At 69.5% G+C, this 26,290-nt stretch carries 17 protein-coding genes and 2 tRNA genes; 7 read left to right on the plus strand and 12 right to left on the minus strand.

Annotation, left to right across the window (positions count from 1 at the left end; genetic code table 11):
• Nucleotides 1-68: 68 nt before the first annotated feature.
• The 4 genes from FFF93_RS11585 to FFF93_RS11600 all read right to left on the minus strand — a co-directional run bounded on the left by FFF93_RS11585 (nucleotide 69) and on the right by FFF93_RS11600 (nucleotide 4,772).
• Nucleotides 69-145, minus strand: a tRNA-Met gene (locus FFF93_RS11585).
• Nucleotides 146-267: 122 nt separating this feature from the next.
• Nucleotides 268-341: transfer RNA gene (locus tag FFF93_RS11590), tRNA-Met, on the minus strand.
• Nucleotides 342-515: 174 nt separating this feature from the next.
• Nucleotides 516-3,530, minus strand: a complete 3,015-nt coding sequence (locus FFF93_RS11595; protein WP_138768780.1) for a UPF0182 family protein — start codon at nucleotides 3,528-3,530, stop codon at nucleotides 516-518.
• An 84-nt stretch (nucleotides 3,531-3,614) separates the two neighbouring features.
• Nucleotides 3,615-4,772, minus strand: coding sequence for a PDZ domain-containing protein (locus tag FFF93_RS11600; protein WP_261375092.1), 1,158 nt, complete (start codon nucleotides 4,770-4,772; stop codon nucleotides 3,615-3,617).
• Between the two features lie 235 nt (nucleotides 4,773-5,007).
• On the opposite strand from FFF93_RS11600, the gene FFF93_RS11605 reads away from it, so the two are divergent.
• A complete protein-coding gene (locus FFF93_RS11605) occupies nucleotides 5,008-6,462 on the plus strand; it encodes a zinc-dependent metalloprotease (RefSeq protein ID WP_138768778.1) in 1,455 nt (484 codons plus the stop codon).
• 7 nt (nucleotides 6,463-6,469) lie between these two features.
• Here the strand turns inward: FFF93_RS11605 and FFF93_RS11610 are convergent, their stop codons facing one another.
• The 4 genes from FFF93_RS11610 to FFF93_RS11625 form a co-directional block, all read right to left on the minus strand.
• Nucleotides 6,470-7,126, minus strand: coding sequence for a M48 family metallopeptidase (locus tag FFF93_RS11610; RefSeq protein WP_138768777.1), 657 nt, complete (start codon nucleotides 7,124-7,126; stop codon nucleotides 6,470-6,472).
• The gene (locus tag FFF93_RS11615; RefSeq protein ID WP_138770405.1) at nucleotides 7,126-9,267 is read right to left on the minus strand and encodes an ATP-dependent DNA helicase UvrD2; all 2,142 of its coding nucleotides are present in this window, start codon (nucleotides 9,265-9,267) and stop codon (nucleotides 7,126-7,128) included. The genes FFF93_RS11610 and FFF93_RS11615 overlap by 1 nt, the downstream gene beginning before the upstream one ends.
• A gap of 151 nt (nucleotides 9,268-9,418) precedes the next feature.
• Nucleotides 9,419-10,438 carry an NAD(+) diphosphatase gene (nudC, locus tag FFF93_RS11620; protein WP_261375093.1) on the minus strand — a complete coding sequence of 340 codons (1,020 nt, stop codon included), beginning with the start codon at nucleotides 10,436-10,438 and terminating at the stop codon, nucleotides 9,419-9,421.
• Between the two features lie 179 nt (nucleotides 10,439-10,617).
• Nucleotides 10,618-11,868, minus strand: coding sequence for an MFS transporter (locus FFF93_RS11625; protein ID WP_261375094.1), 1,251 nt, complete (start codon nucleotides 11,866-11,868; stop codon nucleotides 10,618-10,620).
• 75 nt (nucleotides 11,869-11,943) lie between these two features.
• Here FFF93_RS11625 and FFF93_RS11630 point away from each other — a divergent pair, with 75 nt between their 5' ends.
• Nucleotides 11,944-12,480, plus strand: coding sequence for a transcriptional regulator (locus tag FFF93_RS11630; RefSeq protein ID WP_138768775.1), 537 nt, complete (start codon nucleotides 11,944-11,946; stop codon nucleotides 12,478-12,480).
• 108 nt (nucleotides 12,481-12,588) lie between these two features.
• Nucleotides 12,589-13,800: a macrolide 2'-phosphotransferase gene (locus tag FFF93_RS11635; RefSeq protein WP_138768774.1), complete on the plus strand. Its 1,212-nt coding sequence runs from the start codon at nucleotides 12,589-12,591 to the stop codon at nucleotides 13,798-13,800.
• A 10-nt stretch (nucleotides 13,801-13,810) separates the two neighbouring features.
• Here FFF93_RS11635 and FFF93_RS11640 read toward each other — a convergent pair whose 3' ends face one another.
• From FFF93_RS11640 to FFF93_RS11650, 3 genes are all read right to left on the minus strand, one after another.
• Nucleotides 13,811-17,332: an ATP-dependent DNA helicase gene (locus tag FFF93_RS11640; protein WP_138768773.1), complete on the minus strand. Its 3,522-nt coding sequence runs from the start codon at nucleotides 17,330-17,332 to the stop codon at nucleotides 13,811-13,813.
• The gene (locus FFF93_RS11645; protein WP_138770403.1) at nucleotides 17,329-20,571 is read right to left on the minus strand and encodes an ATP-dependent DNA helicase; all 3,243 of its coding nucleotides are present in this window, start codon (nucleotides 20,569-20,571) and stop codon (nucleotides 17,329-17,331) included. Before FFF93_RS11645 ends, FFF93_RS11640 begins: the two co-directional genes overlap by 4 nt.
• A gap of 65 nt (nucleotides 20,572-20,636) precedes the next feature.
• Nucleotides 20,637-21,053: an MGMT family protein gene (locus FFF93_RS11650; RefSeq protein WP_138768772.1), complete on the minus strand. Its 417-nt coding sequence runs from the start codon at nucleotides 21,051-21,053 to the stop codon at nucleotides 20,637-20,639.
• A gap of 141 nt (nucleotides 21,054-21,194) precedes the next feature.
• On the opposite strand from FFF93_RS11650, the gene FFF93_RS11655 reads away from it, so the two are divergent.
• The 4 genes from FFF93_RS11655 (at nucleotide 21,195) to FFF93_RS11670 (ending at nucleotide 24,823) form a co-directional block, all read left to right on the plus strand.
• The gene (locus FFF93_RS11655; RefSeq protein WP_138768771.1) at nucleotides 21,195-21,905 is read left to right on the plus strand and encodes a 3'-5' exonuclease; all 711 of its coding nucleotides are present in this window, start codon (nucleotides 21,195-21,197) and stop codon (nucleotides 21,903-21,905) included.
• 272 nt (nucleotides 21,906-22,177) lie between these two features.
• Complete coding sequence (locus FFF93_RS11660; RefSeq protein ID WP_138768770.1) at nucleotides 22,178-23,203, plus strand: methionine ABC transporter ATP-binding protein; 1,026 nt, start codon at nucleotides 22,178-22,180, stop codon at nucleotides 23,201-23,203.
• On the plus strand, nucleotides 23,203-23,874 hold the full coding sequence (locus tag FFF93_RS11665; protein WP_138768769.1) for a methionine ABC transporter permease: 672 nt from the start codon (nucleotides 23,203-23,205) through the stop codon (nucleotides 23,872-23,874). The genes FFF93_RS11660 and FFF93_RS11665 overlap by 1 nt, the downstream gene beginning before the upstream one ends.
• A gap of 106 nt (nucleotides 23,875-23,980) precedes the next feature.
• Nucleotides 23,981-24,823, plus strand: coding sequence for a MetQ/NlpA family ABC transporter substrate-binding protein (locus tag FFF93_RS11670; RefSeq protein ID WP_138768768.1), 843 nt, complete (start codon nucleotides 23,981-23,983; stop codon nucleotides 24,821-24,823).
• 100 nt (nucleotides 24,824-24,923) lie between these two features.
• Here the strand turns inward: FFF93_RS11670 and hemL are convergent, their stop codons facing one another.
• Nucleotides 24,924-26,255, minus strand: a complete 1,332-nt coding sequence (hemL, locus tag FFF93_RS11675; RefSeq protein WP_138768767.1) for a glutamate-1-semialdehyde 2,1-aminomutase — start codon at nucleotides 26,253-26,255, stop codon at nucleotides 24,924-24,926.
• Between the last annotated feature and the right edge of the window lie 35 nt (nucleotides 26,256-26,290).

Consider the following 26,290-nt stretch of genomic DNA (forward strand, 5'->3'; position numbering starts at 1 on the left):
CACGCCGGCCGTCCCAGCCAAACGAAAGGCCCGGATCTGCTGATCCGGGCCTTCGTTGTTCCTGCCATTGGTTGCGGGGACAGGATTTGAACCTGTGACCTCTGGGTTATGAGCCCAGCGAGCTACCGAACTGCTCCACCCCGCGTCGCTTGATCAACACTACCCTACTTTGGCGGCCGCCCCGACCACGGTCCCGCCCCTCCCCTGCCAGGGATGGTTAAAGCAAGAAGTCCGGAACACTTTCCAGTGCTCCGGACTTCTTCTCAGTTGCGGGGACAGGATTTGAACCTGTGACCTCTGGGTTATGAGCCCAGCGAGCTACCGAACTGCTCCACCCCGCGTCGCAAGAACAACTTTACCTGCCGGTGAACGGGAGGCCAAATCGGGACGGCGTGATGTGCGTCCCACCCGGTGATGTAGCCCGGCGCCGCGACCGCCCCGGGCAACGCGAAAGGCCGGATTCCCAGCTCCAGCGGAACGGGGAATCCGGCCTTCGGCTGCCGTCTTGCTGCGGCCTACTTGCTCGGCGACGGCGTCGCCGACGGCGAAGCGCTGCCGCTCGGTGACGGTGTGGCCGAGGGGGCCGGCGCCGGCGTCGTGGTGGTGATCTTGGCCTCGGCGTCGATGGCCCGCTGCAGGGCCGCGGAGAGCTTCTTCTGCTGCTCGCCATAGGCGGCGAAGTCGCCCTTGGCCAAGGCCTCCTGACCGGCCTTGATCGCTCCGTTGGCGTCGTCCAGGGCGGCCTTCAGCTCCGCCTTGGCGTCGGTGCCGCCGGTGGCGGGCGGGGTGGTCCCCGGCGCAGGGGTGGGGGGCGTCTGGCCGTTGTTGGCCGCGTCGCCGGCGGTGGCACCGGACCGGCCGCCGAACAGCTGGTTCAGCGCCTCGTCCAGTGTCGGCGCGAAGCCGATCTTGTCACCGAAGGCGACCAGCACGCGTTGCAGCGTCGGGTACGAGGTCTCGCCGGTCGACTTCAAGTAGACCGGTTGGACGTAGAGCAGGCCGCCGCCCACCGGCAGCGTCAGCAGGTTGCCGTTGAGCACCGCCGAGGCACCCTGCCGCAGCAGGTTCAGGGCCTGGGACACCGTGGGATCGGAGTTGAACTTGTTCTGCGCCTGGCCGGGGCCGGGGACGTTGGCCTCCGGCGGGATCTGCAGCAGCCGCAACTGGCCGTAGCTGTCAGCTTTCACGCCCTTCTGGTTGCCTGCGTCCGAGTCCGCGGCCAGGAATCCGTAGAGGACGTTGCGCGCATTGCCGTTGACCACCTGCGGGATGAACGAGGAGGTCAGCTGGAAGGCCGGCTTGTCCTGGTCGGGCATCTGCAGCGACATGTAGAACGGCGGCTGCTTGACCCCCTCTTCCTTGACGGTCGGGTCGTTCGGCACGCTCCAGGCGTCGTTGTTGGTGAAGAAGTTGTCCGCGTTGGTCACGTGGTAGCGGCCGAGGAGTTCACGCTGGACCTTGAACAGGTCCTCCGGGTACCGGACATGGCTCATCAGGGCCCCGGACATCTCGGAGAAAGGCTTCAGCGACGTCGGGAACACCTTCTGCCAGGCTTTCAGGACCGGATCCTTGTCATCCCAGGCGTAGAGCGTTACGGAACCGTCGTAGGCGTCTACCGTGGCCTTGACCGAGTTGCGGATGTAGTTGACGGAGTTGCTCGGCAACGCGGCGGTGCGGCCCGCCGAGGTCTGCGAATCCCTCGTGGCGTCGGAGAGCTGCTCCTGCTGCGAGTACGGGAAATACGGGCTCGTGGTGTAGCCGTCCACGATCCACTTCACCCTGCCGTCGACGACGGCGGGGTAGGCGTTGCCATCCACGGTCAGGTACGGCGCAACCTTCTCGACGCGGTCCTTGGGGCTCCGGTCGTAAAGGATCTGCGATTCGGCGTTGACGCCGTCGGAGAGCAGCAGGTCCGAGGACTGGAACTTGATCGCGTAGAGGATCTTGTTGAAGAAGTTCCCGACGTTCGGGCCGCCGTTCCCGGTGAAGGTGTACTGCGTGCCGGCGTCGCCTTCCTTGGCCGCCGGGCGGTCCTGCTCGCGGTGCGCGGCGCCGTCCGGGGCGCCGACAATCGAGTAGTCCGGCGAGTTTTCGCCGAAGTAGATCCGTGGCTGGTAGGTGGTGTCGGTCCCCAGCACGCCGGTGGACGGGATGCCGGACTGCAGGAATTCGGGCTTGCCGTCCGCGGTGAACTTGTTGCCCTTCGCCGCGACCACACCGTAGCCGTGGGTGTAGACCACGTGCCGGTTCAGCCAGGACTGCTGGTTGGTGGCGAGTCCGCCCGGGTTCAGCTCGCGCACCGCGATCACGGTGTCCTGGATCTTGCCGTTCACCTCGTAACGGTCCACATTCAGGGTGCTCGGGAACTGGTAGTACGGCCGGTACTGCTCCAGCTGCGAGAACGCGTCCGAGATCAGGTTCGGGTCCAGCAGCCGGATATTGGCAGTGGTCTGCGCGTCCGGGGCCAGGGCGCCGGTGGTGGCGTTTGTGGTTGCCTCGTAGCGCTTCTCCTGGATCTTATCCAGGCCGTAGGCGGCACGGGTCATGGCGATGTTCCGCTTGATGTATTCGTTCTCAAGGGTCTGCTCCGAGGGGCGGACCTGGAACTGCTGGATCACCCAGGGGTAGACACCGCCGGCCAGGATCGACGTGATGACCAGCATGGCGGTGCCGATGATGGGCAGCCGCCACTTCCCGATCACGGCAGCCACAATGAACAACACAGCCACGAGGCCCGCGGCGACGGCGAGGATGGCCTTGGTGGGGATCACCGCGTTCACGTCGGTGTACAGCGCGCCGGCCCAGCGGCCGCCGTTGTTGAGCACGGCGGAGTAGCGGTCCAGCCAGAAGTTGGCGCCGAGCAGCAGCAGGAATGCGGCGCCGGCGACCGCCAGGTGGATCTGGGCGGCGCGGCTGGTAAAGACGCCGCGCTCCATCAGCCGGATGCTGCCGTAAAGATAATGCGTCAGGATCCCGGCGATGCCGGCCACGACGGCGACGCTGATCAGGAAGCCCGTGACGAAGCCCAGGAACGGCAGCGTCATGAGGTAGAAGCTGATGTCCAGGTTGAACTGCGGGTCGTTCTGGCCGAAGGGCTGCTGGTTCAGGAACAAAAGCACCTTCTGCCACTGGCTGGCGGCCGCGCTGCCGGCAAAGAGGCCGAACAGCACCGGCAGGCCGATCATGACCACACGACGGATCGGCTCAAGCTGGGCCTGGTAGCGGTTGAGGTTGTCCCGGACGTCCGAGTCGGGCGCGTAGACCGGACGGGACGTGTATGCGATCCGGATCGCGAAGAACATCGCGGCGAACATGACGGCGAAGCCGGCCAGGAAGATGGCGGTCCGCGCGAGGTTCTCCGTCAGGAAGACTTCGAAGAAGCCCAACTGCTGGTACCAGAGGACGTCCGTCCAGACATTGGCGAAGAAGATGAAGCCGACCACGATGAGTGCGACAACAATCAGGGTGGGCGTCAGGGCGCCTCGCCGCTGCTGTGGCCTTCCGGGTGGGACGGTGCTGGGACGGGACAAACTCGGTACCTCATAGCTGGTCGTCAGTGCTGGATTGAGTTATTAGTGCCACGAGTGGCAGTGGAGCTTAGTTCCGGGGTCAGTCTAGTTGCTGGTGCAGGTGGGAAGTCCCGATGTGTCGCCGTCGGCCGCGGACAGTTCAACAGCGCGCCGCGCCTCGGCCAGGTTCTCCACCTTGACGACCTGCAGTCCCGCGGGAACGTGGCCCACGACGTCGTCGCAGTTGGCCGCCGGGGCGAGGAACATGGTCGCGCCGCCCGCCCTGGCCCCGACCATCTTCTGGCCGATCCCGCCGATGGCCCCCACGGCGCCGTCGGGCGTGATGGTGCCGGTCCCGGCGATGTGTTTGCCGCCGGTCAGGTCCCCGGGGGTCACGGTGTCCACAATGCCGAGCGCGAACATCATGCCGGCGCTCGGGCCGCCGACCTTGTCCAGGGAGATCTTGACGTCGAAGGGGAACTTGAACTTGTACTGCAGCGCGACGCCGAGCAGGTAGCGCCCGGCCTGGGATTTGTTCGGCGTGATCGTCAGCGGTTGCTGGCTGCCGTTGCGGTCGACGACGACCGTGACCGGCTTGCCGTTCCCCGCCGCGAGCTCGCCCTGGACAACGCTGAGGGCGGTGATCGGTTTGGCGTTGATCGAGACCAGGACGTCGCCCTCCTGGACTTTGCCCTTGGACGCCGAGCCGTCCGGAACCCCTGCCACCTGCAGCTTCTGCTCGAACGGGATGCCGAGTTCTTTCAGCGCCGCGGCGACGGCGTTCTCCTGCGACGTCGTCATGGCGACGGCGCTTTCCTGCTGGGATTGTTCCTTGGTGACGCCGCTCGGGAAGATCAGTTCCTCCGGGTAGACCGCTTTGGAGGCGTTGAGCCAAGCGTTGAGGGCTTCGAACGCGGTCACCGGGCCGTTAGGGCCGCCGTCGACGTACACGGTGGTGAGGTCCAGGCTGCCCTTGGCCGGAAACGTCTCGTGCCCGGACACGGTGATGACCGGCTTGCCGTTGTCCGTGCCGAGCGTGTTGAAGGTCGGGCCGGGCGATTCGACCACATACGGGACAGGGAGGGTCATCGCGGCAAGGCCGAGTCCCAGCGCCAGCAGGCCGGAGACGAGCATGGTGGAGGAGCGGCGGTCCCCTCCCCCGCCACCGGCCCGCCGGGCCTTAATGCCGCCGTCGTGGGGCGCGGATCCGTCGTCGTGGGCCGCGGCTTCGCCGGGGGGCTGACCGCCCTGGGTAAACGTCAATGAAGGACCTCTCCGTGCCGGCGCCACGGCCACTTTCGGGGCCGGAATCTGGCGCTGCGGCTGCGGCCGAAACCGGCTCGGCAGCCTGCAAATATTCCAGCCTCTAACACTACGCGCTCGGGTGCCCACGGGGCTCTTTGCCGACAGCGAACGGGGCAGGGTTTCGCAAGACAGCCGCTCACGTGGAGGGGTAGCGTGAACTTGAGCACCAGTCACACCGACGATCGGCGGGATCATGACCTCTAACCCACTTAATCCGTCCAACGGGGACGACGAACCCAAGGATCCGCTGGCAGAAATGCTGCAGAACCTGATGGGCGGCAAGGGCATGGGGGACATCGATCCGGCGGAGCTCGCCAAGGCCGCCGGACTGCCGGACGACCCGAACCTGCTGGCCCAGATGTTTTCACAGGTCCAGGCCATGATGAGCGCGTCCTCGGACGGGCCCGTGAACTGGCAACTGGCCCATGAGAATGCCCGCCGGGTGGCCGCCAGCGGGTCGGACCCGTCCGTCACCGCCGCTCAGTCCCGTGAGGTCGACGAAGCCCTGCGGCTTGCCGAGCTGTGGCTGGACCAGGTCACCGAACTTCCCGCCACCGGACTGATCGGCCGGGCCTGGTCCCGCGCCGAATGGGTGGAGGAAACGCTCGGCACCTGGAAGCGGCTGACGGAGCCGGTCGCCAACAGCATCGCCAACGCACTGTCTTCCGCCATGACCGAGCAGATGCCCGAGGAAATGAAGTCCATGATGGGCGGCGCCTCCTCGATGCTGCAGAACATGGGCGGGGCTATCTTCGGCATGCAGCTGGGCCAGGCGATCGGTGCCCTCTCCGCCGAAGTGGTCAGCTCCACCGACATCGGCGTGCCCCTTGCCGACCTGGAAATGGCGCTGCTGCCTGCCAACGTGGCGAAGTTCGGCGAGGGCCTCAGCCTGCCGGAGAACGACATCCGACTCTTCCTTGCGGTCCGCGAAGCCGCCCACGCCCGGCTCTTCGTCCAGGTGCCGTGGCTGCGCGGCCACCTGCTCGGCGCGATCGAGGCCTACGCCCGCGGCATCCACATCGACACCTCGAAGATCGAGGAGCTGGCCCGCGAGCTGGATCCGAGCAATCCGGAGGGCATCCAGGAAGCCCTGTCGCAGGGCGTCTTTATGCCGCAGCGGACCCCCGCCCAGGATCAGGCGCTGGAAAAGCTGGAGACGGCACTGGCGCTCGTGGAGGGGTGGGTTGACGAGCTCACAGCCGCCGCCACCGAGAAGCTGCTGCCCTCCGCGGCGGCGCTGCGCGAGACCGTCCGGCGCCGGCGTGCCACCGGCGGCCCGGCGGAGCATGCGTTCTCGTCCCTCGTCGGCCTGGAACTGCGGCCCCGCCGGCTGCGCGAGGCCGCCACGCTGTGGGCCCAGCTCAAGGAAGAACGCGGCGTGGAGGGCCGGGACGCCATCTGGCAGCACCCCGACCTGCTGCCCACGGCGGAGGACCTGGACGACCCGAAGGGCTTCAGCGAACGCCGGAAGCTGGCCGAGGCCAGCGACACCGAGGTCGACGACGCCCTGCAGAAGCTGCTCAGCGGCGGCTTCGACGCGGCTGCTCCGGATGCCGGGCCGGACGGCGCGGACGATTCCGGCCCGGCCGCGGACGATTCCGGCGACGAACCGGGTGCCGGCGGGAACGGCGGCAACCCCAAGGCCTGACGGCGACTCAGCGGGGGGCGCCCTCGAGCTCGCCCGCTGCGTCGACGTCGTCGGCGGTGCCCTCGACGTCGCCGCCGTCGCCCTCCCCGGCCGGGAGGCCGCGGGCGGTGGCAAAGGACACGCCTTCCAGGAAAGCCTTGGCACGTTCGGTTTCCGGGTAGGCCGCCAGCAGCCGCCAGAACGCCGCATTGTGGGCCGCCACCAGCAGGTGCGCCAGTTCGTGCAGGAGCACATAGTCGATGACCCACTGCGGCATCGGCTGCAGCTTGTGGGAGAGCCTGATGGTCCCCTCCGAGGGCGTCGCCGAGCCCCAGCGGGAGTTTTGGTTCGTCACCCAGCGGACCGAGGTCGGGACGGCCCGGCCGCCCAGATACTTGGCCGAGAGCTCCGCCGCGTGGGCCGCCAGCCCGGCGTCGCTGCCGACGCGGCGCTTGCCTGCCGCCTTGTGGCCGCGGGTTCCCTGCAGGCGAAGCTTCTCCAGCATCCGGTGTACCCATTCGCGCTCCTGCGCGCCGCTGAAGTGCGCGGGGATAGCGACGACGGCGGTGCCGTTTTCCCAGAAGGCGGCCACGGTACGGCGCCGGCGCGCCGAGCGGCGCACTTCCACGGGCGCGCCGTCCGCGGTGGTCAACGGCGTGTTGCTGCGATTCCCGGCGCCGGCCATCAGAGCGTGGAGCTTTCGACCAGGACTGCCAGCACGGTCTCGCCGTACTTTTCCAGCTTCGAGGCGCCCACCCCGGGCAACTTGGCGAGCTCTTCCAGGGATTCCGGCCGCGCCTCGGCGATCGCGGTCAGGGTCGCGTCGGTGAAGACCACAAATGCGGGGACATCGGCCTCCAGGGCCACCGCCTTCCGCCACTGCCGCAGCGCGTCGAAGGTCTGTTCCTCGTAACTCGGCGGGCACTGGCTGCACCGGCCCACCTTGCGTTCGGCGCCGGAGGAGAGCATGCTGCCGCAGACCCGGCACGACGCCGGCGCTGCCGCCTTGCGGCGCGGCGCGGCGCCCTTGCCGCGGACGGAGGAGCTGGCCACCGAGTCGGGCCGCAGCCCGTCGAGGAAGCGCGAGGGTTTGCGGTTGGCCCGGCCGCCGGGGGTCCTGGCGGTGGACCAGGACAGGTACAGGTGCTCCTTGGCGCGGGTGATGCCGACGTAGAGCAGGCGGCGTTCCTCATCCACCGCCTCGGGGGTGTCCGCAAAGGAGATCGGCATCAGGCCTTCACTCAGGCCGACCAGGAACACGGCTTCCCATTCCAGGCCCTTGGCCGCGTGCAGCGACGCCAGGGTCACGCCCTGGACGGTCGGGGCGTGTTGCGCCAGCGAGCGTTCCTGCAGTTCGTTCACGAAGTCCGCGAGGCTGAACTCCGCTCCCCTGCTGATGACCAGTTCGTCGGCGAGGGCCACCAGGGCGGCGAGGGATTCCCAGCGTTCCCGGAGGGCGCCTCCGCTGTGCGGCGCCGCGTCGGTGTAGCCGAGGGAGGACACGATGTCGCGGACCAGCTGGCCGAGGGGCTCGGGCGCGGCGGTTTCGGCGACCGCCCGGGTGGCGGCCCGCAGTTGCAGGATCGCGTCCCGGACTTCCTTGCGGGCGAAGAACCGTTCGCCGCCGCGGAGCTGGTAGCCGATGCCTGCCGAGGCGAGTGCCTGTTCGTAGGCCTCCGACTGGCCGTTCGTGCGGAACAAGACGGCGATCTGGCTGGCGGGCGTGCCCGCGTCGAGCAGCGCCCGGACCTTGACCGCGACGGTCGCGGCCTCGGCCTCGTCGTCGGAGCATTCGGTGAACTGCGGCACGGGTCCGGCGGGCCGCTGCGCCACCAGCTGCAGCGGCGCGGCCCAGGCGGCGTCTGCCACGGGGCCGCCGCTGCGGCGGCCGGCCAGCAGCTCGTTGGCCAGCTTCACCACCTGCGGGGTGGAACGGTAGTCCCGGATCAGCTTGACCACGGTGGCGTCCGGGTACTGGCCCTTGAAGCCGAGCAGGTGCTTGGGCGATGCGCCCGTGAAGGAGTAAATGGTCTGGCTGGCGTCGCCGACCACACAGAGGTCATCGCGGCCGCCCAGCCACAGTTCCAGGAGGCGCTGCTGCAGCGGCGAAACGTCCTGGTATTCGTCCACCACGAAGTGCCGGTACTGCTCCCGCACCGTGGCGGCGACCTTGGGGTCCTCCTGCAGGATGCCCACGGTGATCAGCAGCACGTCTTCGAAGTCGATGACGTTCCGGTCCGTCTTGACGTCCTCGTAGGACTGGAACACCCGGGCGACGGCGGTCAGGTCGAACCCGCCCGGGGTGCCGCGGCCCTGCGCCTTTTCCAGGTAGTTGGCCGGGGTGAGCATGGACACCTTGGCCCACTCGATTTCGGAGGCCAGGTCCCGGATGGAGGCCCGGTCGGTGCTGAGCCGCAGCCGGCGTGCGGCCTCGGCGATCATTTGGGCCTTGTGGTCGAGCAGGTTGGGCAGTGCGCCGCCGACGGCCTGGGGCCAGAAGAACTGGAGCTGGCGCAGCGCAGCTGCGTGGAAGGTGCGGGCCTGCACGCTGCCGACGCCCAGGTCGCGGAGCCTGCTGCGCATTTCCGCGGCGGCCCGTGCGGTGAAGGTGACGGCCAGCAGCCGCTGCGGGCTGTACACCCCCGAGTGCACCCCATACGCGATGCGGTGCGTGATGGCCCGGGTCTTGCCGGTGCCGGCGCCCGCGAGCACGCACATGGGGCCGTTCAGGGTGCTGGCCACCTCGCGTTGTTCGGCGTCCAGGCCGCCCAGGATCCGTTCCTCGAGGGACCGGGTGTCCGGTGCGGGCGGTTCGCCGGCCGGTATGCCGGATTGGGGTTGTCCGGCCGGGAAGGCGCTGGACTGGAAGATATCTGTGTTCACTTCTGCTGCTCAGTCGTTGGAGGGTCTGCGTCGGAGGCGCCGCAGTGTGGAACGGGCGGCAGGGGCGGTGCCGCGTCGCGTTGTCACGGGGACGTCATGCGTCGTCCGTGCGGTCCTGGATGACGCCGCCGTACCAGTGCTCGATCAGGGCGCGGGCGATCGAGAGCCTGCTGGAGATGACGATTTCGCCGCTCAGCACCGCTTCCTGCAGCTCGGCGCGGCTGAACCAGCGTGCCCGGGTGACCTCGACGCCGTCGGGCGTGGCCTCGGTGTCCGCCGTCGTCGCCGTGAAGCCGAGCATAAGCGAGGCCGGGAAGGGCCAGGACTGGGAGCCGAGGTACTGCGACGCGGTGACACGCACGCCCACCTCCTCGCCGATTTCGCGGATGACGGCCTGTTCGAGGGATTCGCCGGGCTCGACGAAGCCGGCCAGGGTGGAATAGGTCCGCGAATCCTGCGGGCCCCCGCCGCCCAGCAGCAGCCGGTCGTCCGGGCCGACGACGGTGACGATGATGGCCGGGTCCGTGCGGGGGTAGTGCTCGGAGTTGTCCGAGGGGCAGCGCCGGACCCAGCCGCCGGCTTCGGGCACGGTTGCGGCGCCGCAGCGGGGGCAGTGGGTGTGGGTGGCGTGCCAGTTGGCGATGGCGCTGGCCTCGATGAACAGGGCGGTGTCGGTGGGGTCCAGCTGGGCTGCCACCTCGCGGAAGCCCGCCCACTGGGCCCCTGCCGGGATGCCCTCGACGTGCTGCTCGAAAGGCTCGGCCCGGACCTCGAACTGTTCGGGCAGGATGAACAGCACGTACTGGGTTCCGGCGGCCGCGGAGGCCCCGGGAAGGGCCGAGCCCAGGTAGATCACTTGTTCCGGCGCGTACTCGGTTCCCCGGAGCCGCGCGGCGAGGCCGGCTGCGTCCAGGAAGACGAGGCCTTCGCCGCTGACCAGGGCCTGGCGCCGCGAGAGAAGCATCGCCTGCACACCGCCGGTACGCAGCAGGTCCGCCAGCATGTCCGGTTTTAGCCTGGCCGCGGAACCGCGGTCGATCAGCGCGGGGCGTACCGGAAGAACGGTGTCCCGCAGCCGGTTGGCGGGCGGGCTCTCGATAGCGGCGCGGGCCACCGCGGCTCGAGCAATGTTGTCGGTATGTGGCCCGGCATTCTGGCCGGTAGTTTGGCCGGTACTTTGGCCGGGACCGGACTCCGGTGGCTCCGCAAGACTCATGTACCCACCGTACCGACCCCCGCCGACAATTGACATTTCCCCAAGGCGGGGCGCGGCCGCCCCGGCACTGATCCAACTCAGGATTCGACGTCGGCTGCGGCAATTGCCTTGTCGGTGAGGATGGGCATCATCGCGAGCAGCGCGAGGGTGAGGACGCCCATGATGCCGAACATGGCTTGAAGGCCCAGCCACTGGGCCAGCAAGCCGCCTGCCGCGGCACCGAGTGGCATGGTGCCCCAGGCCAGCAGGCGGTAGGCACTGTTGACTCTGCCCAGCAGGCGGTTGGGAGTGATGCGCTGGCGCAGGGATACGGTGATGACGTTCCAGAGCACGATCAGGATGCCGCCCACGAAGAGGATCGGGCCCAGGACGTAGGGATTATTGGTCATGGCAGGTGCGCCCACGAAGAGCGCGCACCCGAAAATCGTGAGCATTAGGGACTTCGACCTGCCCAGCCTGGCCTCCGCCCACTCGGAGGTGAAGGAACCAATGAAGGCGCCGAGGGCGGACGCCGTGAGCAGCAGGCCGAACCCCGCCTCGGACAGTTTCATTTCCGACGTCGGCCCCACGGCAAAAAGCACCAGGACGGCGAAAGCGGCGCTGGATGCGAAGTTGAACACTCCCGTCATGACCGCGAGCGTGCGGAGGACCTTCTGGTGCCAGAGGAACCGCAACCCCTCGCCGATATCGAAACGCAAAGTTGTCTTTTGTTCCCGCTCCATGCGGAAACTCCCGGGGACCAGGAACAGGCAACCGACGGCGGCAAGCCACAGCGCCGCCGGCACGGCAAGACCTGCAACGAGGCCCACGGCCACCAGCAGTCCGCCCAGCGGAGGGCCAACAAACTGATTGGCGGTGAGCTCGACGGCGTAGAGGCGGCCGTTGGCACGCGAAAGCTGATCCCGGTGCACCACTTGGGGCATGATCGACTGCGCGGAGGTGTCGTAGAGCGTTTCGGCCACGCCGACCATCAAGGCGACAACATACAGGGCCCAGATGGAGCCGAAATCCAGCAGGAGGACGGCGACCAGGGCGGCGGGCAGCAGTCCCCGGCCGAGGTTGGCCCACAGCATGAGCTTGCGCCGGTCCAGCCGGTCGGCCAGCGCTCCGGCAGTCAGAGCGAAGACAAGCCAGGGAAGTGTCGCCGCCACGCTCAGCCCGGCAATCAGCGTGGGTGACTGCGTGAGCTGAATGGCCAGCAGCGGCAGGGCGATCTTGAAGACCCCGTCCGCGAGGTTGGACAGCCCGGACGAGGTCCAGAGTTTCCAGTAGGACGCGCCCAGGGGCGCACGGTTCCGTTCCAACACCATCGCGGTTTGATCGGTCATAGCTGAACCATTCCGCATCGATTGAGAAAATTCAAGGGGATTGGAGTCCAGTACATCGGTTTGTAGGATGGGTCCATGAAAGAGCACACAAGCGCGGAGGAAGAAAGGCCAGCCGCAAGCGCCCGGGAAATCAAGGCGCTGGCCCATCCGCTGCGCTTGCGGATCCTGCGCCTGTGCGGGCTCCACGAGCTGACCAACAAGCAGCTCGCCGACCGGCTGGGCCAGGATCCGGGGACCATGCTCTATCACGTGCGGCAATTGCTCTCCACCGGGTTCCTTGAACCCGCGGAAGTCCGCACGGGAGAAAGTGGTGCGCTGGAGAAGCCGTATCGTTCCACCGGGCGGTCCTGGCATCTGGACGCCGCACTGGGTGAGGCTGGTCCGGACGGTCCGCTGGCACCGGTGGACGCGTTTCGGGAAGAATTGACGGACGCGGGGCCGGACGCACTCGCCAGCCTCTCCCGCTTTGTCCTGCACCTCTCCGAGTCCGACGCCGAAGACCTCCTCACGCGCGTCCACGCGGTGCTGAGCGAATACACCGCCAGCGACCGGCAGCGGTCGGAGCAACCCGCCTACGGCGGCATCTTTGTCCTGCACCGGTCGTCGGACTAGGCTCTTGGCCCCCGGCGGCACTGACCGCCCGGCGCTATTTCGGGCCGATCTTTCAGACTCGCCGCGATGCATCGCCGTCTTGGGCGCGGCTCAATCTACCGTGGAAGCGTGAGAAGAAAACCAATCGAACTGGCAGCAGTAGCAACGGCGGCAGTCCCCGGCCTGACCCCGACTGCCGTGAGCTCCGCGCCCGACGATCCGGCGGACTTCGACTCCGCCCTTCTCCTGGACACCGAAGGCAAGCGCTGGCGGGTGCGTTCACCCCGGCACGCCGAGGCGAGTGCGCGGCTGGAAACCGAGTTCCTGGTGCTGCGCGCCTTCGCCCCCGGCATCCGCGCCGAACTCCCGTTCCTGATGCCGACCGTGGCGGGCACCGTCCGGCAGGGCGAGCTCAGCACCTTCGTCTACTCCCACCTGTCCGGGGCAACCCGCTCGGTCGAGGAACTCAGCGAGGGCTCCTCCGCGCTGGCGAAGGAAATCGGCGCCGCCCTCGCGGCCATCCACGACCTCCCGCACTCGCTGGTCAGCAACGCCGACCTGCCGAGCTACACGCCGAATGAGTTCCGCCAGCGCAGGCTCAATGAACTCGACCAGGCGGCAACGACGGGAAAGATCCCGCCCCTGCTGCTGCGCCGCTGGGAACACGCGCTGGAGGACGTGTCGCTGTGGCGCTTCAACCCCAGCGTGGTGCACGGCGACCTCCATGAGGACAACCTCATGGTCGACGGCGACCGGGTCACAGCGGTGACCGGCTGGACGGACCTGCGCATCGGCGACCCGGCCGACGATATGGCCTGGCTGGTCGCGTCCAACGACCAGGACTTTGTGGACACGGTGCTTGCGCAATACTCCTCCAGCCGCCGGGACGCGCCCGACGCGCACCTGCTGCGCCGCGCAGCATTGTCCGCGGAGTTCGCCCTGGCCCAGTACCTGGTCAAGGGGCTCGCGGCAGGGGACCAGGACATGACGGACGAGGCGGAGTCGATGCTGGCGGTGCTGGCCGAGGACGTCGCCGAGCACGGCGGGCAGCCGATCAGCGTGGAACCGTTGCCCCGGCCGGCCGTGACCGTACAACCGATCGGTCCGGAGACCGAGGGCACGGCGCCCGGCCCGGACCCGCTGCCCGCCAGCGGCGCCGTGGCAGCCGTCCACGTCACGCCGATCCCCCGCGATGAGGACCAGAGCGCAGCCGACGAGAGCCCGGCCGACGAGAGCGCAGCCGACGAGAGCCCGGCCGACGAGAGCGCAGCCGACGGCCCGGCCACAGCGGATGACACCTCGACGACGGCCCTCACGGTCGTTCCGGCGAAGCAGGACTAGCCCCGGTCCGTCAGCCCCCTGCGGTCCGTCCCAGGGCCGCGGCGACGATCTCTTCCAGCCGATCCGCCGTACCCAGATCGTGCGGACGCACCACCTGGTTGTCCGCCACGTAGTAGAAGGCCGCCCGGACATCCTCGAGCGGGATTCCTTTGAGTCGGGACCAGGCCAGCCGGTAGACGGCGAGCTGCACGGCCTTGGTCTTCAGCTGGGCGGCCGAGGGCCGGCGGCCGGTCTTCCAGTCCACGAGGTCCCAGCCGCCGTCGGCGTCCCGGAAGACTGCGTCGATGCGCCCGCGGACCACCACCTCGCCGATCCGGGTTTCCACGGGCACCTCGACATGGGCGGGCGCCCGGTGGGCCCACTCGGACTGGCGGAAGGTGTCCACCATGGCGTCCAGTCCGTAGGCCTCGTCAATGTGGTCATCCGAGCCGGCCGCCTCACCGAGGTCCAGCATCCCCGAGGTGCCGAAGTATTCCTCGACCCAGGCGTGGAATGCCGTTCCCTTGCGGGCGGACATCCCGGGTTCACGCGGGACGGGCCGCCGCAGCCGGGCCACCACGGAGGCCGCGTCGTCGTCCAGGTCCACCAGGGTGGAGGCGGAAATGTGGCCCGGCAGATGGACGTCCTGGCCGGCGGTCCGCCGGGAGCGCCGGTCCAGCAGCGTGGCCGCCTCCTGCGCCCAGCCGGCCGCCGGCCCGCGCAGTTGCCGCGCTCCGGCCCCCGGCGTTGGCAGCTCGGCGGCGTCGGAGCGCTCCAGCCGCTCCAGGACCCGTGCGGCGGCGGCCTCCATGGCGGCGCGGCGGCCCGGCACCAGCCGGAGCCGTGCCCCGGTCTGTGGGTGGACGGGCCCTTCCAACGGGTCGTACGGCCACAGGGCGAGCTCGAGCTCGGAGGTCAGGGGGCTCTCTTCAGGGAGCGCATCCTCGGCGACGGAGAGCGGGTGGATCTCCGCCGCTCCGGCCGCAGTCAGGGTTTCGAGTTCGGCCAGGAACGGCGACATTCCGGCCAGGCCCGCCCGGGAACCAACCCAGGCCGCGCTGGACACCCAGAGCACGTGCTTCGCGCGGGTGTAGGCCACATAGGCCAGCCGCCGTTCCTCGGCTTCGCCGTGGGCCTGGACCGCGGACTTGAAGTCCTTCTCGGCGTCGAGCCAGCCTTTCTGGTCCGGGTGGTCCAGGTCCCACTGCGGCAAGTCGGCGCGGTCGCCGCGCAGCGGCCACGGGAGCGCGGCGGAGCCGCTGCTCCAGCGCGAATCCCGGCTGCTCGGGAACGCCCCGGTGTTCAGCCCGGGGACGAACACCACGTCCCATTCCAGCCCCTTGGAGGCATGAACGGTCAGCAGCTGGACGGCTTCGTGGTTGACGTCCGGCGCGGCGGCGTCGAGCCCGTTTTCCTCCGCGGCGGCCGCCTCCAGCCAGGCCAGGAATGCCAGCACGTCGACCCGCTGCGAGGTGTGCAGGAACCCGGCGGCGGCGTCCTGGAAGGCGTCCAGGTTGCGCCGGGCCTGGTGGATGCTGATGCCGGGCCGGGCGGCGACCTCGATGTCCAGCAGCATGGCACGTTCCACTTCGCCCAGCAGTGTGCTGAGGTCATCGCCCATGAAGCTGCGCAGTTGCCGGAGCTCGGCGGAGAGCCGTTGCAGCCGGTCCTGGGCTTCGGGGCTCAGCCGGCGGCCGTGCGCGGAGGTCCAGTCGGGCCGGGGCAGCCAGTCCAGCGCCTCGACGAGGCTCGCCGCGTCGGTGAGGTCCCCTTCGATGACGGTTTCGGCGGTGTCAGTGTCAGTCTCCGTGCCGGGGTCGGCGTCGGTGCCGTTCGCGGGGCGGCCGCGGCGCCGGGCCAGGAAGCTCGACCAGTCGCGGAACGCCATCAGGTCGGCAGGGCCGATCCGCCAGCGGGCACCGGCGAGCAGCCGCATCAGCGAGTCCGAGCGGCCCGGGTCGGCCAGCACCCTCAGGGTCGCCACAAGGTCGACGATTTCGGGGGTGTCCAGCAGTCCGCCGAGGCCCACGATTTCGTAGGGTATTCCGCGCAGCTCGAATTCGCGGCGGATGCACTCCATTTGGGCACGGCGGCGGCACAGCACGGCCATCGCCGGCGGCTCGGGTTCCTCCGCCTTACCGGCGTCGAAGTCGGTCCGGCGGAATTTCAGCACGTCCGCGGCGATGGCCGCGGCCTCGTCCTCGTCCGTGCCGAAGCGGCCCATCACCACGCGGCCCTGGACGGCGGCGGGGCTGGGTTGCAGCGGTGGGACCGCCACGGTTTCGGCGCTGTCCCGGGCGCCGGCGGCGCCGGCGTGGTCCGCCGGCTTGCTGAGCGGGGCGGAAATGACGTTCGCGGCCTCGAGGATGTTCCTGCCGTTGCGCCAGGCGGTGGTGAGGTACGACGTCGGCGCCACCGCGAACCTCGGCGGCCCGCTTCCGGCGTCGCTGCCGCCGTCGCCGGCATCCACCCGGACCGGAAACTCGCGGACAAAGTGGAAGAGCTGGCCGGCAGACGCGCCGCGGAAGCCGTAGATGGACTGGTTCGGGTCCCCCACCGCGGTGACGGCGTGGCCATCGCCGAAGAGCCTGGAGAACAGCACGAGCTGCGCGTGCGAGGTGTCCTGGAATTCGTCCAGCAGCACCACCTTGTAGCGCTGGCGTTCGGTCTGCGCCGCCACCGGTATTTCGCTGGCCACCCTGGCCGCGAGCGCCACGAGGTCGCCGAAGTCCAGGGCGCCCCTGGCCCGTTTGGCCTCCGCGTAGCGGCCCACCATGTCCGCGACGCTGGCGCGGGTGCGCAGCAGCGCGCTGAGGTCCCCCGCGGCCTGGCTGGGGTTCTTCTTGGCGGTGGCGAGATACGGCAGGGCCTCGAACTCCGCCACCCGGTCCAGCAGCCAGCCGCGGACCTGCGCGGGGTCCTGCAGGTGTTCGGCGCACTCCCCCGCGAGCTGGATGACGGCCTTGACCAGGGTGGACTTGGCGGAACGGAAATGCTGGTAGTCGCCGTCGAATGCCTCCACCACCTCGCTCGCGAGCTGGAAGGACTGGGCGCCGCCGAGCAGCACGACGTCGCGTTCGACGCCCAGCCGCAGCCCGTAGTCCGAGACGATGCCGCTGGCGTAGGAATGGTACGTGGAGACCTTGGGTTCCAGGGCGTCGGTGCTTAGCAGCCCGGCGGGGAACACCTTGTGCCCCGGGTCGGCCGCGGCAATCCGGGCCAGGGCGGCCAGCTTGGCCCGGATCCGGGTGGCGAGTTCACCGGCGGCCTTGCGGGTGAACGTCACACCCAGCACTTCCTCGGGCCGGACCCAGCCGTTGGCGACGAGCCACACCACACGGTCCGCCATGGTGGCGGTCTTGCCGGATCCTGCCCCGGCGATGACGAGCCGGGGCGCCAGCGGCGATGAGATGATCAGCGATTGTTCGGCGGTGGGGGTGTTCTTCTCCCCCAGCATCGCCGAAAGCTCCTCGGGGCTGAACCGCGGTTCGGGCAGCGCGTCCGGCCCCGCGGTGCTGTCCTGCCCGGCGGCCGTCGTTGCCTCGACACTCATTCGGTGACCTGCTTTCCGCGTGCGCACAGCGGGCAGACTTCGGGAAGCCTGCAGCCGTGGCCGCCGTGCCCGCCTTTTGCGGGGTCGTGGCGGGCTTCGAAGGTGCTGCCGGACATAACGCGGGCGGCCTCGCCCACCAGGTCCAGGGCCCAGTTCGCCTCAGGATCCAGCGGCGGCTGGCTCTGCACGCCGGGGCTCTTGGTGCTGGTGCCCAGCTGGGCCAGCACGGCGCCGCCGGGCAGCGGCGGCGGCCCGTCGTCGGGGCCCGTAAACCCGCCGGCGAGGACCGCGGCCTGGTAGGCGCCAAGCTGCGGGTGGCGTTCCAGCTCCGCCTTGCCGGGCTGGCGCTTGCCGGTCTTGAGGTCCACGATCACCAGGCGGCCGTCGGCGTCGATCTCCAGCCGGTCGACCTGGCCGCGGAGCACGGCAGGACGGGCCGGCCAGGCCTCGTCCCCGCCGGGGGCATCCGGCGCAGCCACGTCGGGCAGCTTCACCTCGAAGTCCTGCTCGACGCCGACCAGGCTCCGCCCCTCGCTCCGCATGACCAGCACGTACTGGGCGAGCTTGCGGACCATCGTCTCGGCCCGCTGGTAGTCGAGTTTGCCTTCCCAGTTGTCCTTCATCCCGAGCGACGGCCAGCGTTTGACCAGCTCGGCCACGTATTCCCCGCCGGAGGCGTCCGGGAGGTCCTGGGCGATGGCGTGGACCAGGGTGCCTAGGCTGCGGGCGAAATCCGTCGCGGCCTCGCCGCCGGCGGCCTGGACAAACCAGTCCAGCGGCGATTTCTGCACGGTTTCGACCTTGGAGGGTGAGACGAAGACCGTGCTGCCGGGCGGCACCACGGGCTCGGTCGAGGACAGCGGCGCGAGCCCCCACCAGCTCTCGGGGTGGGCGCCGGGCACAGCGGGTTCGGCGGCGGCCAGGGCCCCGAGTACGGCGGTGGCCTCGGCCGCCTCGGCGGAGCCGCCGTCGAGCTGGGCATACTGGCGCAGTTCGGCGACCAGGGCGCGCAGGGTCAGCGGCCGCTCCACCGGGGTGAAGCCGCGCCGGTCCTGGTCCGGGTGCAAAGGCGAGACGTAGTCCAGGAAGGATGAGGGCTGTTCGTCCTCCGAGGACACGGCGGTGCAGATGAGCACGTCCCGGGCGCGCGAGACGGCGGTGGAGAAGCTGCGCAGCTCGTCGTAGCGGATCTCGCGGAGCCGGCTCAGCGGGTCCAGCTGGAGGGCGTACTCGACGCCGTGTTCGACGGCGTCGGCGAAGAGGGTGCTGCCCAGGAGTTCGCCGCGGAGCCGGGTGTTGGGCCACACTCCTTCCTGGAGCCCGGGAACAATCACCACCGGCCATTCCCGTCCCGCGGCGCTGGCCGGCGTCATGAGTTCCACCGCGTCCTCGAGCTGCGCCCGTGCCGCCAGGGTGTCCATCGGCAGTTCCTGGCTGAGCAGGTACTCAAGGAACTGCTCCGGGCCGGACCCCGGAAGCTGGTCGACGTACCGTTCGGCCGTGTGGAACAGCGCCATCATGGCATCGAGGTCCCGGTCCGCGCGGGCCCCCGCCGCCCCGCCGGCCAGGGCGGCCTCGGTCCAGCGGCCGGCCAGCCCGGTGGAGTGCCACAACGCCCACAACACGGTTTCGGCGTTGCCGCCGGCCGCCCCGGCAGCCTCCCGCCCGGCCCGGATCATCCGGGCGACCCGGCGGGCGGAGTTGCCCTCGATGCCGAGCGTGGCCAGGGCGCCCGGTTCCAGCAGCGCCTCCACCAGCAGCGCGTCACTGGTGCGGCCGCCGCCGCCCAGCAGCTCTTCCCGCCGCAGGGACTGACGGAGCCGGCGCAGCTCGATCGAGGTGGCGCCGCCGATCCGGGAGGTCAGCAGCGAGACGGCGGATTCGGGGCTGAGTGCGGCGGGATCAAGGGCCACGGCATAGGCGTCCAGTAGCGGCCGCACGGCTACCTCGTCCCGGACCGCGGACTCGGCCACCGGGATCCGGACCGGGATGCCCTGGCCGGCGAGGTGGCGCTGCAGCTGGCTGAGCTGGCCGCCGTTGCGCACGATCACCGCGATGTCGCCCAAATCCCGGCCGTCGTTGAGCTGGGCTTCCAGGATCCGCTGGGCCACATAGCGCAGTTCGTGCACCGGGGACGGCAGCAGGTGGGCCTCGACTACTCCGTCGCCGGCGTCCTGGCCTTCACTCCCTCGCGGCACCGGTTCGAGCCGGCGCGCTGAGGTGCCGCCGGAGCGCAGCGAAATCCGTTCCGCAACGGCCTGCCAGGCCTGTGCGACGGCGGGGGCATGGCGGTGCGCGGTCCACAGCGGCCGTTCCAGCACGGTGCCACCGGCTGGCGCGAGCAACCGGGGCAGTTCGGCCACGAGGTCCGGCCGGGCGCCGCGGAAGCCCTGCACCACGGTGTCCGGGGAAGAGGTGACGATGGCGTCCTTGCCCCCGGCGATGTCCGCGAGCAGTTCGAACACGGCAGGGTTCGCCTCCTGGATGTCGTCCACGAGGATCAGCTGGAGCCGGCCCCGCTCGGCGGCCAGGAATTCCGGGGCGTCCTGGAAGATCTGGCGCGCGGCGGTGATGATCCCGGCCGGGTCGAAGGATTCGGGCATCCGCAGGTCCAGGACGTCACGGTACTCGGCGTAGAGCGCCGCCGCGGCGGTCCAGTCGGGGCGGCCGCAGCGCTGCGCGAGGGCGGCAAGGTCCTCGGCGGTGCGCCCGGATTCGATGATCCGGTCAAAGAGCTGGCGGACCTCCTGCCGGAAGCCGCGGGTCTGCAGGGCGGCACCGAGGTCCTCCGGCCAGGGTAGCTCCAGGCCCGGCTGGGCGTGGCCCTCGAGGAGTTCCTTGATGATGAGGTCCTGTTCGGGGCCGGAGAGCAGTTTCGGCGCGCGCGGCAGCGGCAGGATGCCTTCCGCCTTGGCCCGCCGGATCAGGTCAAAGGCGTACGACGCCCAGGTGCGGGCCGGCGTCGTGCTCAAACTGCGGTCCAGGCGCGCGGTGAAGCGGTCGCGCAGTGCGTCCGCGGCGAGCCGCCCGGGAGCCAGGATCAGCATCCGCTCCGGGTCCAGGCCGTCGCGCTGGGCCCGGCGGACGGCAGCTTCGACCAGGACCGTGGACTTGCCGGTGCCGGGCGCGCCGGGGACCAGGACTGGGCCGGCGCCGTGTTCGACGTCGACGGCGGCGAGCTGGTCCGCGGACAGGACTGGGGCGGCGCTGTGCTGCGTCCGGGGCGGCAGCAGGCGCAGGCCGGCCCGGTGCGGTGCTGTGGTGCCCGGGCGGGCCTGGCTGGGAGCGGTTTGGCTGGGGCTTCTCACACGGACATTTCATCAGTGGGGACTGACAACGTGTGCAGCTCCCGCTCCAGGCGCTCGGCAATGGCGTCGATCTGGTCGAACTCCTCCTCGGTCGGCGCCCAGCGGGCAGCCGCCAGGTCGACGCGCCAGCGGCCCTCTCCGGTGCGCTGGTACTCCACAAAGCTGCCGTGCAGCGGTGTCCCTTCGGCCAGGTAGAGGGCCAGGGCCTCGCGCTCATGGCCGGGCGGAGCGTCCCCGTTGGCCTTGAGGATCCGCCACCAGGGCACGGCGCTGCCGTGGTGGCTCATGACCGAACCGACCTGGCGCGGGCCGCCCGCGCCGAGGAGTTCGGCAACGTCGCCGTAGGCGACGGCGGTACCCGCCGGCACCATCCCCGCGAGCTCCAGCACTGCCTCCACATACTCCGTCCGCATGGACCAAGGTTACCGTTGCCGTCCGCCGCCGGGCGTCGCGGGCCGCGCCGGGCGTTGCCGGATGTTGCCGGGTATTGCCGGTTGTCCCCGGGCTCTGCGGGGCATCGCAAAACTGTCGGCGGCAGCAGGTAGCGTTGAAGCATGAGCACCTGGCACACCCTTCCCCGCGCAGCCTTCGACCTTGAGACGACCGGCCGGAACTCCCGCGCCGCGAGGATCGTCACGGCGTCGGTGACCGTGGTGGACGCCGACGGCTCGGTCATCAGGGAGCACGAATGGCTGGCCGACCCCGGGGTGGAAATCCCCACCGAGGCCAGCGACATCCACGGCGTCACCACCGAGCGGGCCCGCCGCGAGGGCCGGCCTGCCGCCGAGGTGACCCGGGAGCTGGCGGCGGTCCTGCAGGAGCTGTTCGACACCGGCGTGCCGGTGATTGCCTTCAACGCCAGCTACGACTTCACCGTACTGGCCGCCGAATCGGCCCGCTACGGCGTCCCCCAGCTGAGCCGCTTTCCCGTCCTTGACCCGTACATCATGAACAAGCAGGTGGACCGGTACCGCAAGGGCAAGCGCACGCTGACAGCACTTTGCGAGGAGTACGGCGTCGGCCTCGACAACGCTCACACCTCCGCGGCGGATGCGCTGGCGACGCTGCGGGTGCTCGACGCGATGGCCGGCAAATTCCCCAAGCTGCGGATGCCGGCCAGCCACCTCCATCAGCTCCAGGTTGAGTGGGCCTCCGCGCAGGCCGCCGACTTCCAGAGCTACCTGCGCAAGACCAAGCCGGCCGCCGTGATCGAGGGTGACTGGCCGGTGCTGCCGCCCGAGGACGCCAGCCGGGGCGACTTCTAGCCTTCGCCCGCGGGCCGGGCAACCCGCTGGGACGGAGATCACAGGAGCTCCGACCTGGCCCGCCGGCCGGTACTGCCGCGCGGGATTCCGCCGCCGGAACCGCACCCGGCCCCAATCCCGCCCGCCGGACCTCAAGACCGAATTATCTGCACCCTATTTCCCTTTGTGACGAACGTGATGCGTAAGTGGATGCCCTTTGGCGCCGCTGACATAATTTAGTTCAGAAGAGGGCGTGTGTTATGTCGCGCCCAGACCCAACCGCCAAGGGATAAATGATCACAGTTACCGACCTTCGCAAGGTCTACCGGCAGGGCAAGAAGGAAGTGGTGGCGCTCGACGGCGTCACGCTCGCCGTACCGAAGGGCTCGATCCACGGCATCATCGGCCACTCCGGCGCCGGCAAGTCCACGCTGGTGCGCTGTCTGACCCTGCTGGACCGCCCTACCTCCGGGTCCGTCAGCATCGACGGCACCGAGCTGAGTTCCGTGCGGGACTCGGAGATCCGTGCTGCGCGGCGGCGCATCGGCATGGTCTTCCAGCATGCGAACCTGATGGACTCCCGGACCGCGGCCGGCAACGTGGCGCACCCGCTGGAACTCGTCAAGACCCCGAAGGACAAGATCCGGACGCGGGTGGCCGAGCTGCTCAGGCTGGTGGGACTCGAGGGCTTCGAGAACGCGTACCCGTCCCAGCTCTCCGGCGGCCAGCGCCAGCGCGTCGGCATCGCCCGCGCCCTCGCCTCGGACCCCGAGGTGCTGCTCTGCGACGAGCCCACCTCGGCCCTGGACCCCGCCACCACCGAAGAGATCCTGGACCTGATCCGGGACCTGACCCGGCGGCTGCAGCTGACCGTGCTGATCATCACCCACGAGATGAACGTCGTGAAGCGCGTCTGCGATTCCGTCTCGCTGCTGTCCCGGGGCCGCATCATCGAACACGGCGCCCTGCAGGACGTGGCCGGCGAGCTGGACAGCAAGCTGGCCCGCGCCCTGCTGCCGCTGCCGCCCTCGGAGCCGCTGCACGGGGCGCTGCAGCGCGGACCGGTGCTGGAGATCCTCTTCTCCGGCGACAGCGCCAAGGAACCCGTGCTGACCGGCGTCGCACGGCACTTCAACATGGACTTCAACGTCCTCGCCGGCAGTGTTGAGACGCTGGGCGGCCAGCAGTTCGGCCACCTCCGCGTGCAGCTCGACGAAGGCGCCGACGTCGACGCCGTCCTGCGCTACCTGCACGACCGTGGCATCAGCGCCAAGCGTGTGGCCGCCGATGCTGCCCCGGCGGAAGAAGGAGCGAACTAATGAACGACATTTTCGGCAACCCCGTCCTGGCCAAGGCCCTGCCCGACGCGATCGTGGAAACCCTGCAGATGGTCGGCATCTCCGCGTTCTTCACCGTACTCATCGGCCTGCCGCTGGGCGTTTTCCTGCACGTCACGGCCCCGGGCGGACTGCGCCCGATGCCCGTCACCAACCGGATCCTCAGCGATGTGATCGTCAACATCACCCGCTCCATCCCGTTCGCGATCCTGATGGTGGCCCTCATCCCGCTGGCCCGGGCCCTCACCGGAACCAGCCTCGGCCCGATCGCCGCGTCGGTTTCATTGTCCATCGGCACGATCCCCTTCTTCGCCCGGCTGGTGGAATCCTGCCTGCGCGATGTCCACCACGGCAAGATCGACGCCGCCCAGGTGATGGGGTCCACCACCATGCAGGTCATCAGCAAGGTGATGCTGCGAGAATCCCTGCCAGCCCTCGTTGCGGCCGCCACTACCACGGTGGTGACCCTCGTCGGCTACTCCGCGATGGCCGGCCTTGTCGGCGGCGGCGGCCTCGGCAAGCTGGCCTACAACTACGGCTTCCAGCGCTTCGACGTCACGGTCATGATCGTCACCATCGTCCTGATCGTCGTCCTCGTCCAGGTCATCCAACTCGTGGGCGAGCGGATTTTCCGCAGCCTCGACCACCGCTGACCGAATCCACCACCCCCGTCTTGCAGCGGGTAGCCGCCCTCTGCATCTGCGCGGCCCACGGCCCCCGCCGTCGTGCTGTCCGCCTCTTTCGAAAGGAACGCATCGAATGCGTAAGTCACTCACCCTCCTGGCCACCGGCATTGTCACTGCCCTGGCGCTGACGGCTTGCGGTGGTTCGTCCACCCCCAGCGCCCAGGTCACGGCCCTGGACCCGGCCAAGCCCGTTACGCTCAAGGTCGGCGCCAGCCCGGTCCCGCACGCCAAGATCCTCGAATTCATCAACCAGGAGCTCGCCCCCAAGGCCGGCCTCAAGCTGGAAATCAAGGAGATCGAGGATTACCAGACGCCGAACACCGCGCTGAGCGACGGCTCCCTGGACGCCAACTTCTACCAGCACCTGCCGTGGTTCGAAGACCAGGTCAAGACCAAGGGCTACAAGTTCGGTCACGGCGCAGGCGTGCACATCGAGCCCTACGCCGCTTTCTCCGAGAAGGTCAAGAACATCAAGGACATCAAGGACGGAGCCAAGGTCGCTATCACGAACGACCCGTCCAACCAGGTCCGCGCCCTCAAGGTCCTCCAGGTCGCCGGCCTGGTCAAGGACATCAAGGACGACACCTCGGTGCTGACGCTCAGCGACGCGCAGAACCCCAAGAAGCTGAAGTTCTCCGAGAACCAGCCGGAACTGCTGATCAACGACCTGAAGGACCCGTCCGTGGATCTGGCCTTGATCAACGGCAACTTCATCCTCAAGGCCGGGCTGAGCACCAAGAACGCCCTGGCCGTGGAGTCGGTGGACAACAACCCGTACGCCAACTTCCTGGCCTGGCGTGAAGATTCCAAGGACGACATCCGGATCAAGAAGCTCGAGGAGCTGCTGCACTCCCCCGAGGTCAAGGCCTTCATCGCGAAGGAATGGCCCAACGGCGACGTAACCCCGGCCTTCTAGGCCTGGATTAAATAGGCCCTGCATAAAATACTTTCGGCATCCGCCACGGCGGGTGCCGAAAGTATTTAACGGCGACGACGACGGATGCGCCGCCGGGCGGCTAGGCCGTCGCGGCCGCCGCGGCCTTCGCCGCTGCCGGCAGGGCGTCGAAGATCCGGTTCATCGCGGCGTCGTCGTGGGCGGCGGAGAGGAACCAGGCCTCGAACACCGACGGCGGCAGGTACACCCCGGAGTCCAGCATCGAGTGGAAGAACGGCGCGTAGCGGAAGACCTCCTGGGCCTGGGCGTCGTCGTAGTTGTGGACGCCGCGGGCCGCGGTGCCGAAGGCCACGGAGAACAGGTTCCCGGCACGCTGGATGGAGTGGTCCACGCCGGCGGCGTCCAGGGCCGAGGACAGGGCGGCGGAGAGTTCCAGCGAGCGGGCGTCGACGAACGAGTAGACCTCGGCCGTGGCATGGGTCAGGGTCGCGACGCCGGCGGCCATCGCCACCGGGTTCCCGGAGAGGGTCCCGGCCTGGTAGACCGGGCCCACCGGGGCGAGGTAGTCCATGACGTCGGCGCGGCCGCCGAGGGCCGCCGTCGGCATTCCCCCGCCGATCACCTTGCCGAAGGTGAGCAGGTCCGGAGCCCAGGGCTCGGCGGCGTCGGCCGCCCCGCCGGTGAGGCCCCAGTAGCCCGAGTAGCCGGTGCGGAAGCCGGTGAGGACCTCGTCCAGGATCAGCAGGGCCCCGTGCTCGCGCGTGATCCGGGCCAGGCCGGCGTTGAAGCCCTCGCCCGGGGTGACGACGCCCATGTTGGCCGGTGCGGCCTCGGTGATGACTGCGGCGATGCTGTCGCCGTGCTTGGCGAAGGCGGCTTCGACGGCGGCCAGGTCGTTGTAGGGCAGCACGAGGGTCTCGGCGGCCGTGGCGGCGGTGACGCCGGCCGAGCCGGGCAGCGCGAGGGTCGCGAGGCCGGAGCCGGCCGCGGCGAGGAGGCCGTCGAGGTGGCCGTGGTAGCAGCCGGCGAATTTGATCACCAGATTGCGTCCGGTGAAGCCGCGGGCCAGCCGGATGGCGGTCATGGTGGCCTCGGTGCCGGTGGAGACCATCCGGACACGCTCGGCGGCCGGGACGCGTTCCTGGACGATTGCCGCGAGGTTGGCCTCATCCGGGGTCGACGCGCCGAAGGAGAGCCCGCGGTCGACGGCGGCGTGGACGGCCGAGAGGACCGCCGGGTGGGCATGTCCCAGCAGCGCCGGGCCCCACGAGCACACCAGGTCGACGTACTCGGCCCCGTCCGCATCGGTCAGGTACGGGCCCTTGGCCGACACCATAAAGCGCGGTGTGCCGCCCACCGAGCCAAAGGCCCGGACCGGCGAGTTGACGCCGCCGGGCATCAGTCGGCGGGCGCGGTCGAAAAGTTCCTCGTTGCGAGGGTGGCTGGAAGTCATGGTTCCTATTCTTTCAGTGGTTCTCGCGGGTCGTT

It is taken from the genome of Arthrobacter sp. KBS0702, assembly GCF_005937985.2.
Taxonomy (GTDB): Bacteria; Actinomycetota; Actinomycetes; order Actinomycetales; family Micrococcaceae; genus Arthrobacter.

Bases quoted from the DNA above. Each gene is read 5' to 3' on its own strand.
- FFF93_RS11670 (WP_138768768.1), top strand. From the start codon at position 23,981: ATGCGTAAGTCACTCACCCTCCTGGCCACCGGCATTGTCACTGCCCTG.
- hemL (WP_138768767.1), bottom strand. From the start codon at position 26,255: ATGACTTCCAGCCACCCTCGCAACGAGGAACTTTTCGACCGCGCCCGC.
- FFF93_RS11605 (WP_138768778.1), top strand. From the start codon at position 5,008: ATGACCTCTAACCCACTTAATCCGTCCAACGGGGACGACGAACCCAAG.
- FFF93_RS11660 (WP_138768770.1), top strand. From the start codon at position 22,178: ATGATCACAGTTACCGACCTTCGCAAGGTCTACCGGCAGGGCAAGAAG.
- FFF93_RS11625 (WP_261375094.1), bottom strand. From the start codon at position 11,868: ATGACCGATCAAACCGCGATGGTGTTGGAACGGAACCGTGCGCCCCTG.
- FFF93_RS11650 (WP_138768772.1), bottom strand. From the start codon at position 21,053: ATGCGGACGGAGTATGTGGAGGCAGTGCTGGAGCTCGCGGGGATGGTG.
- FFF93_RS11655 (WP_138768771.1), top strand. From the start codon at position 21,195: ATGAGCACCTGGCACACCCTTCCCCGCGCAGCCTTCGACCTTGAGACG.
- FFF93_RS11665 (WP_138768769.1), top strand. From the start codon at position 23,203: ATGAACGACATTTTCGGCAACCCCGTCCTGGCCAAGGCCCTGCCCGAC.
- FFF93_RS11610 (WP_138768777.1), bottom strand. From the start codon at position 7,126: ATGGCCGGCGCCGGGAATCGCAGCAACACGCCGTTGACCACCGCGGAC.
- FFF93_RS11640 (WP_138768773.1), bottom strand. From the start codon at position 17,332: ATGAGTGTCGAGGCAACGACGGCCGCCGGGCAGGACAGCACCGCGGGG.
- FFF93_RS11630 (WP_138768775.1), top strand. From the start codon at position 11,944: ATGAAAGAGCACACAAGCGCGGAGGAAGAAAGGCCAGCCGCAAGCGCC.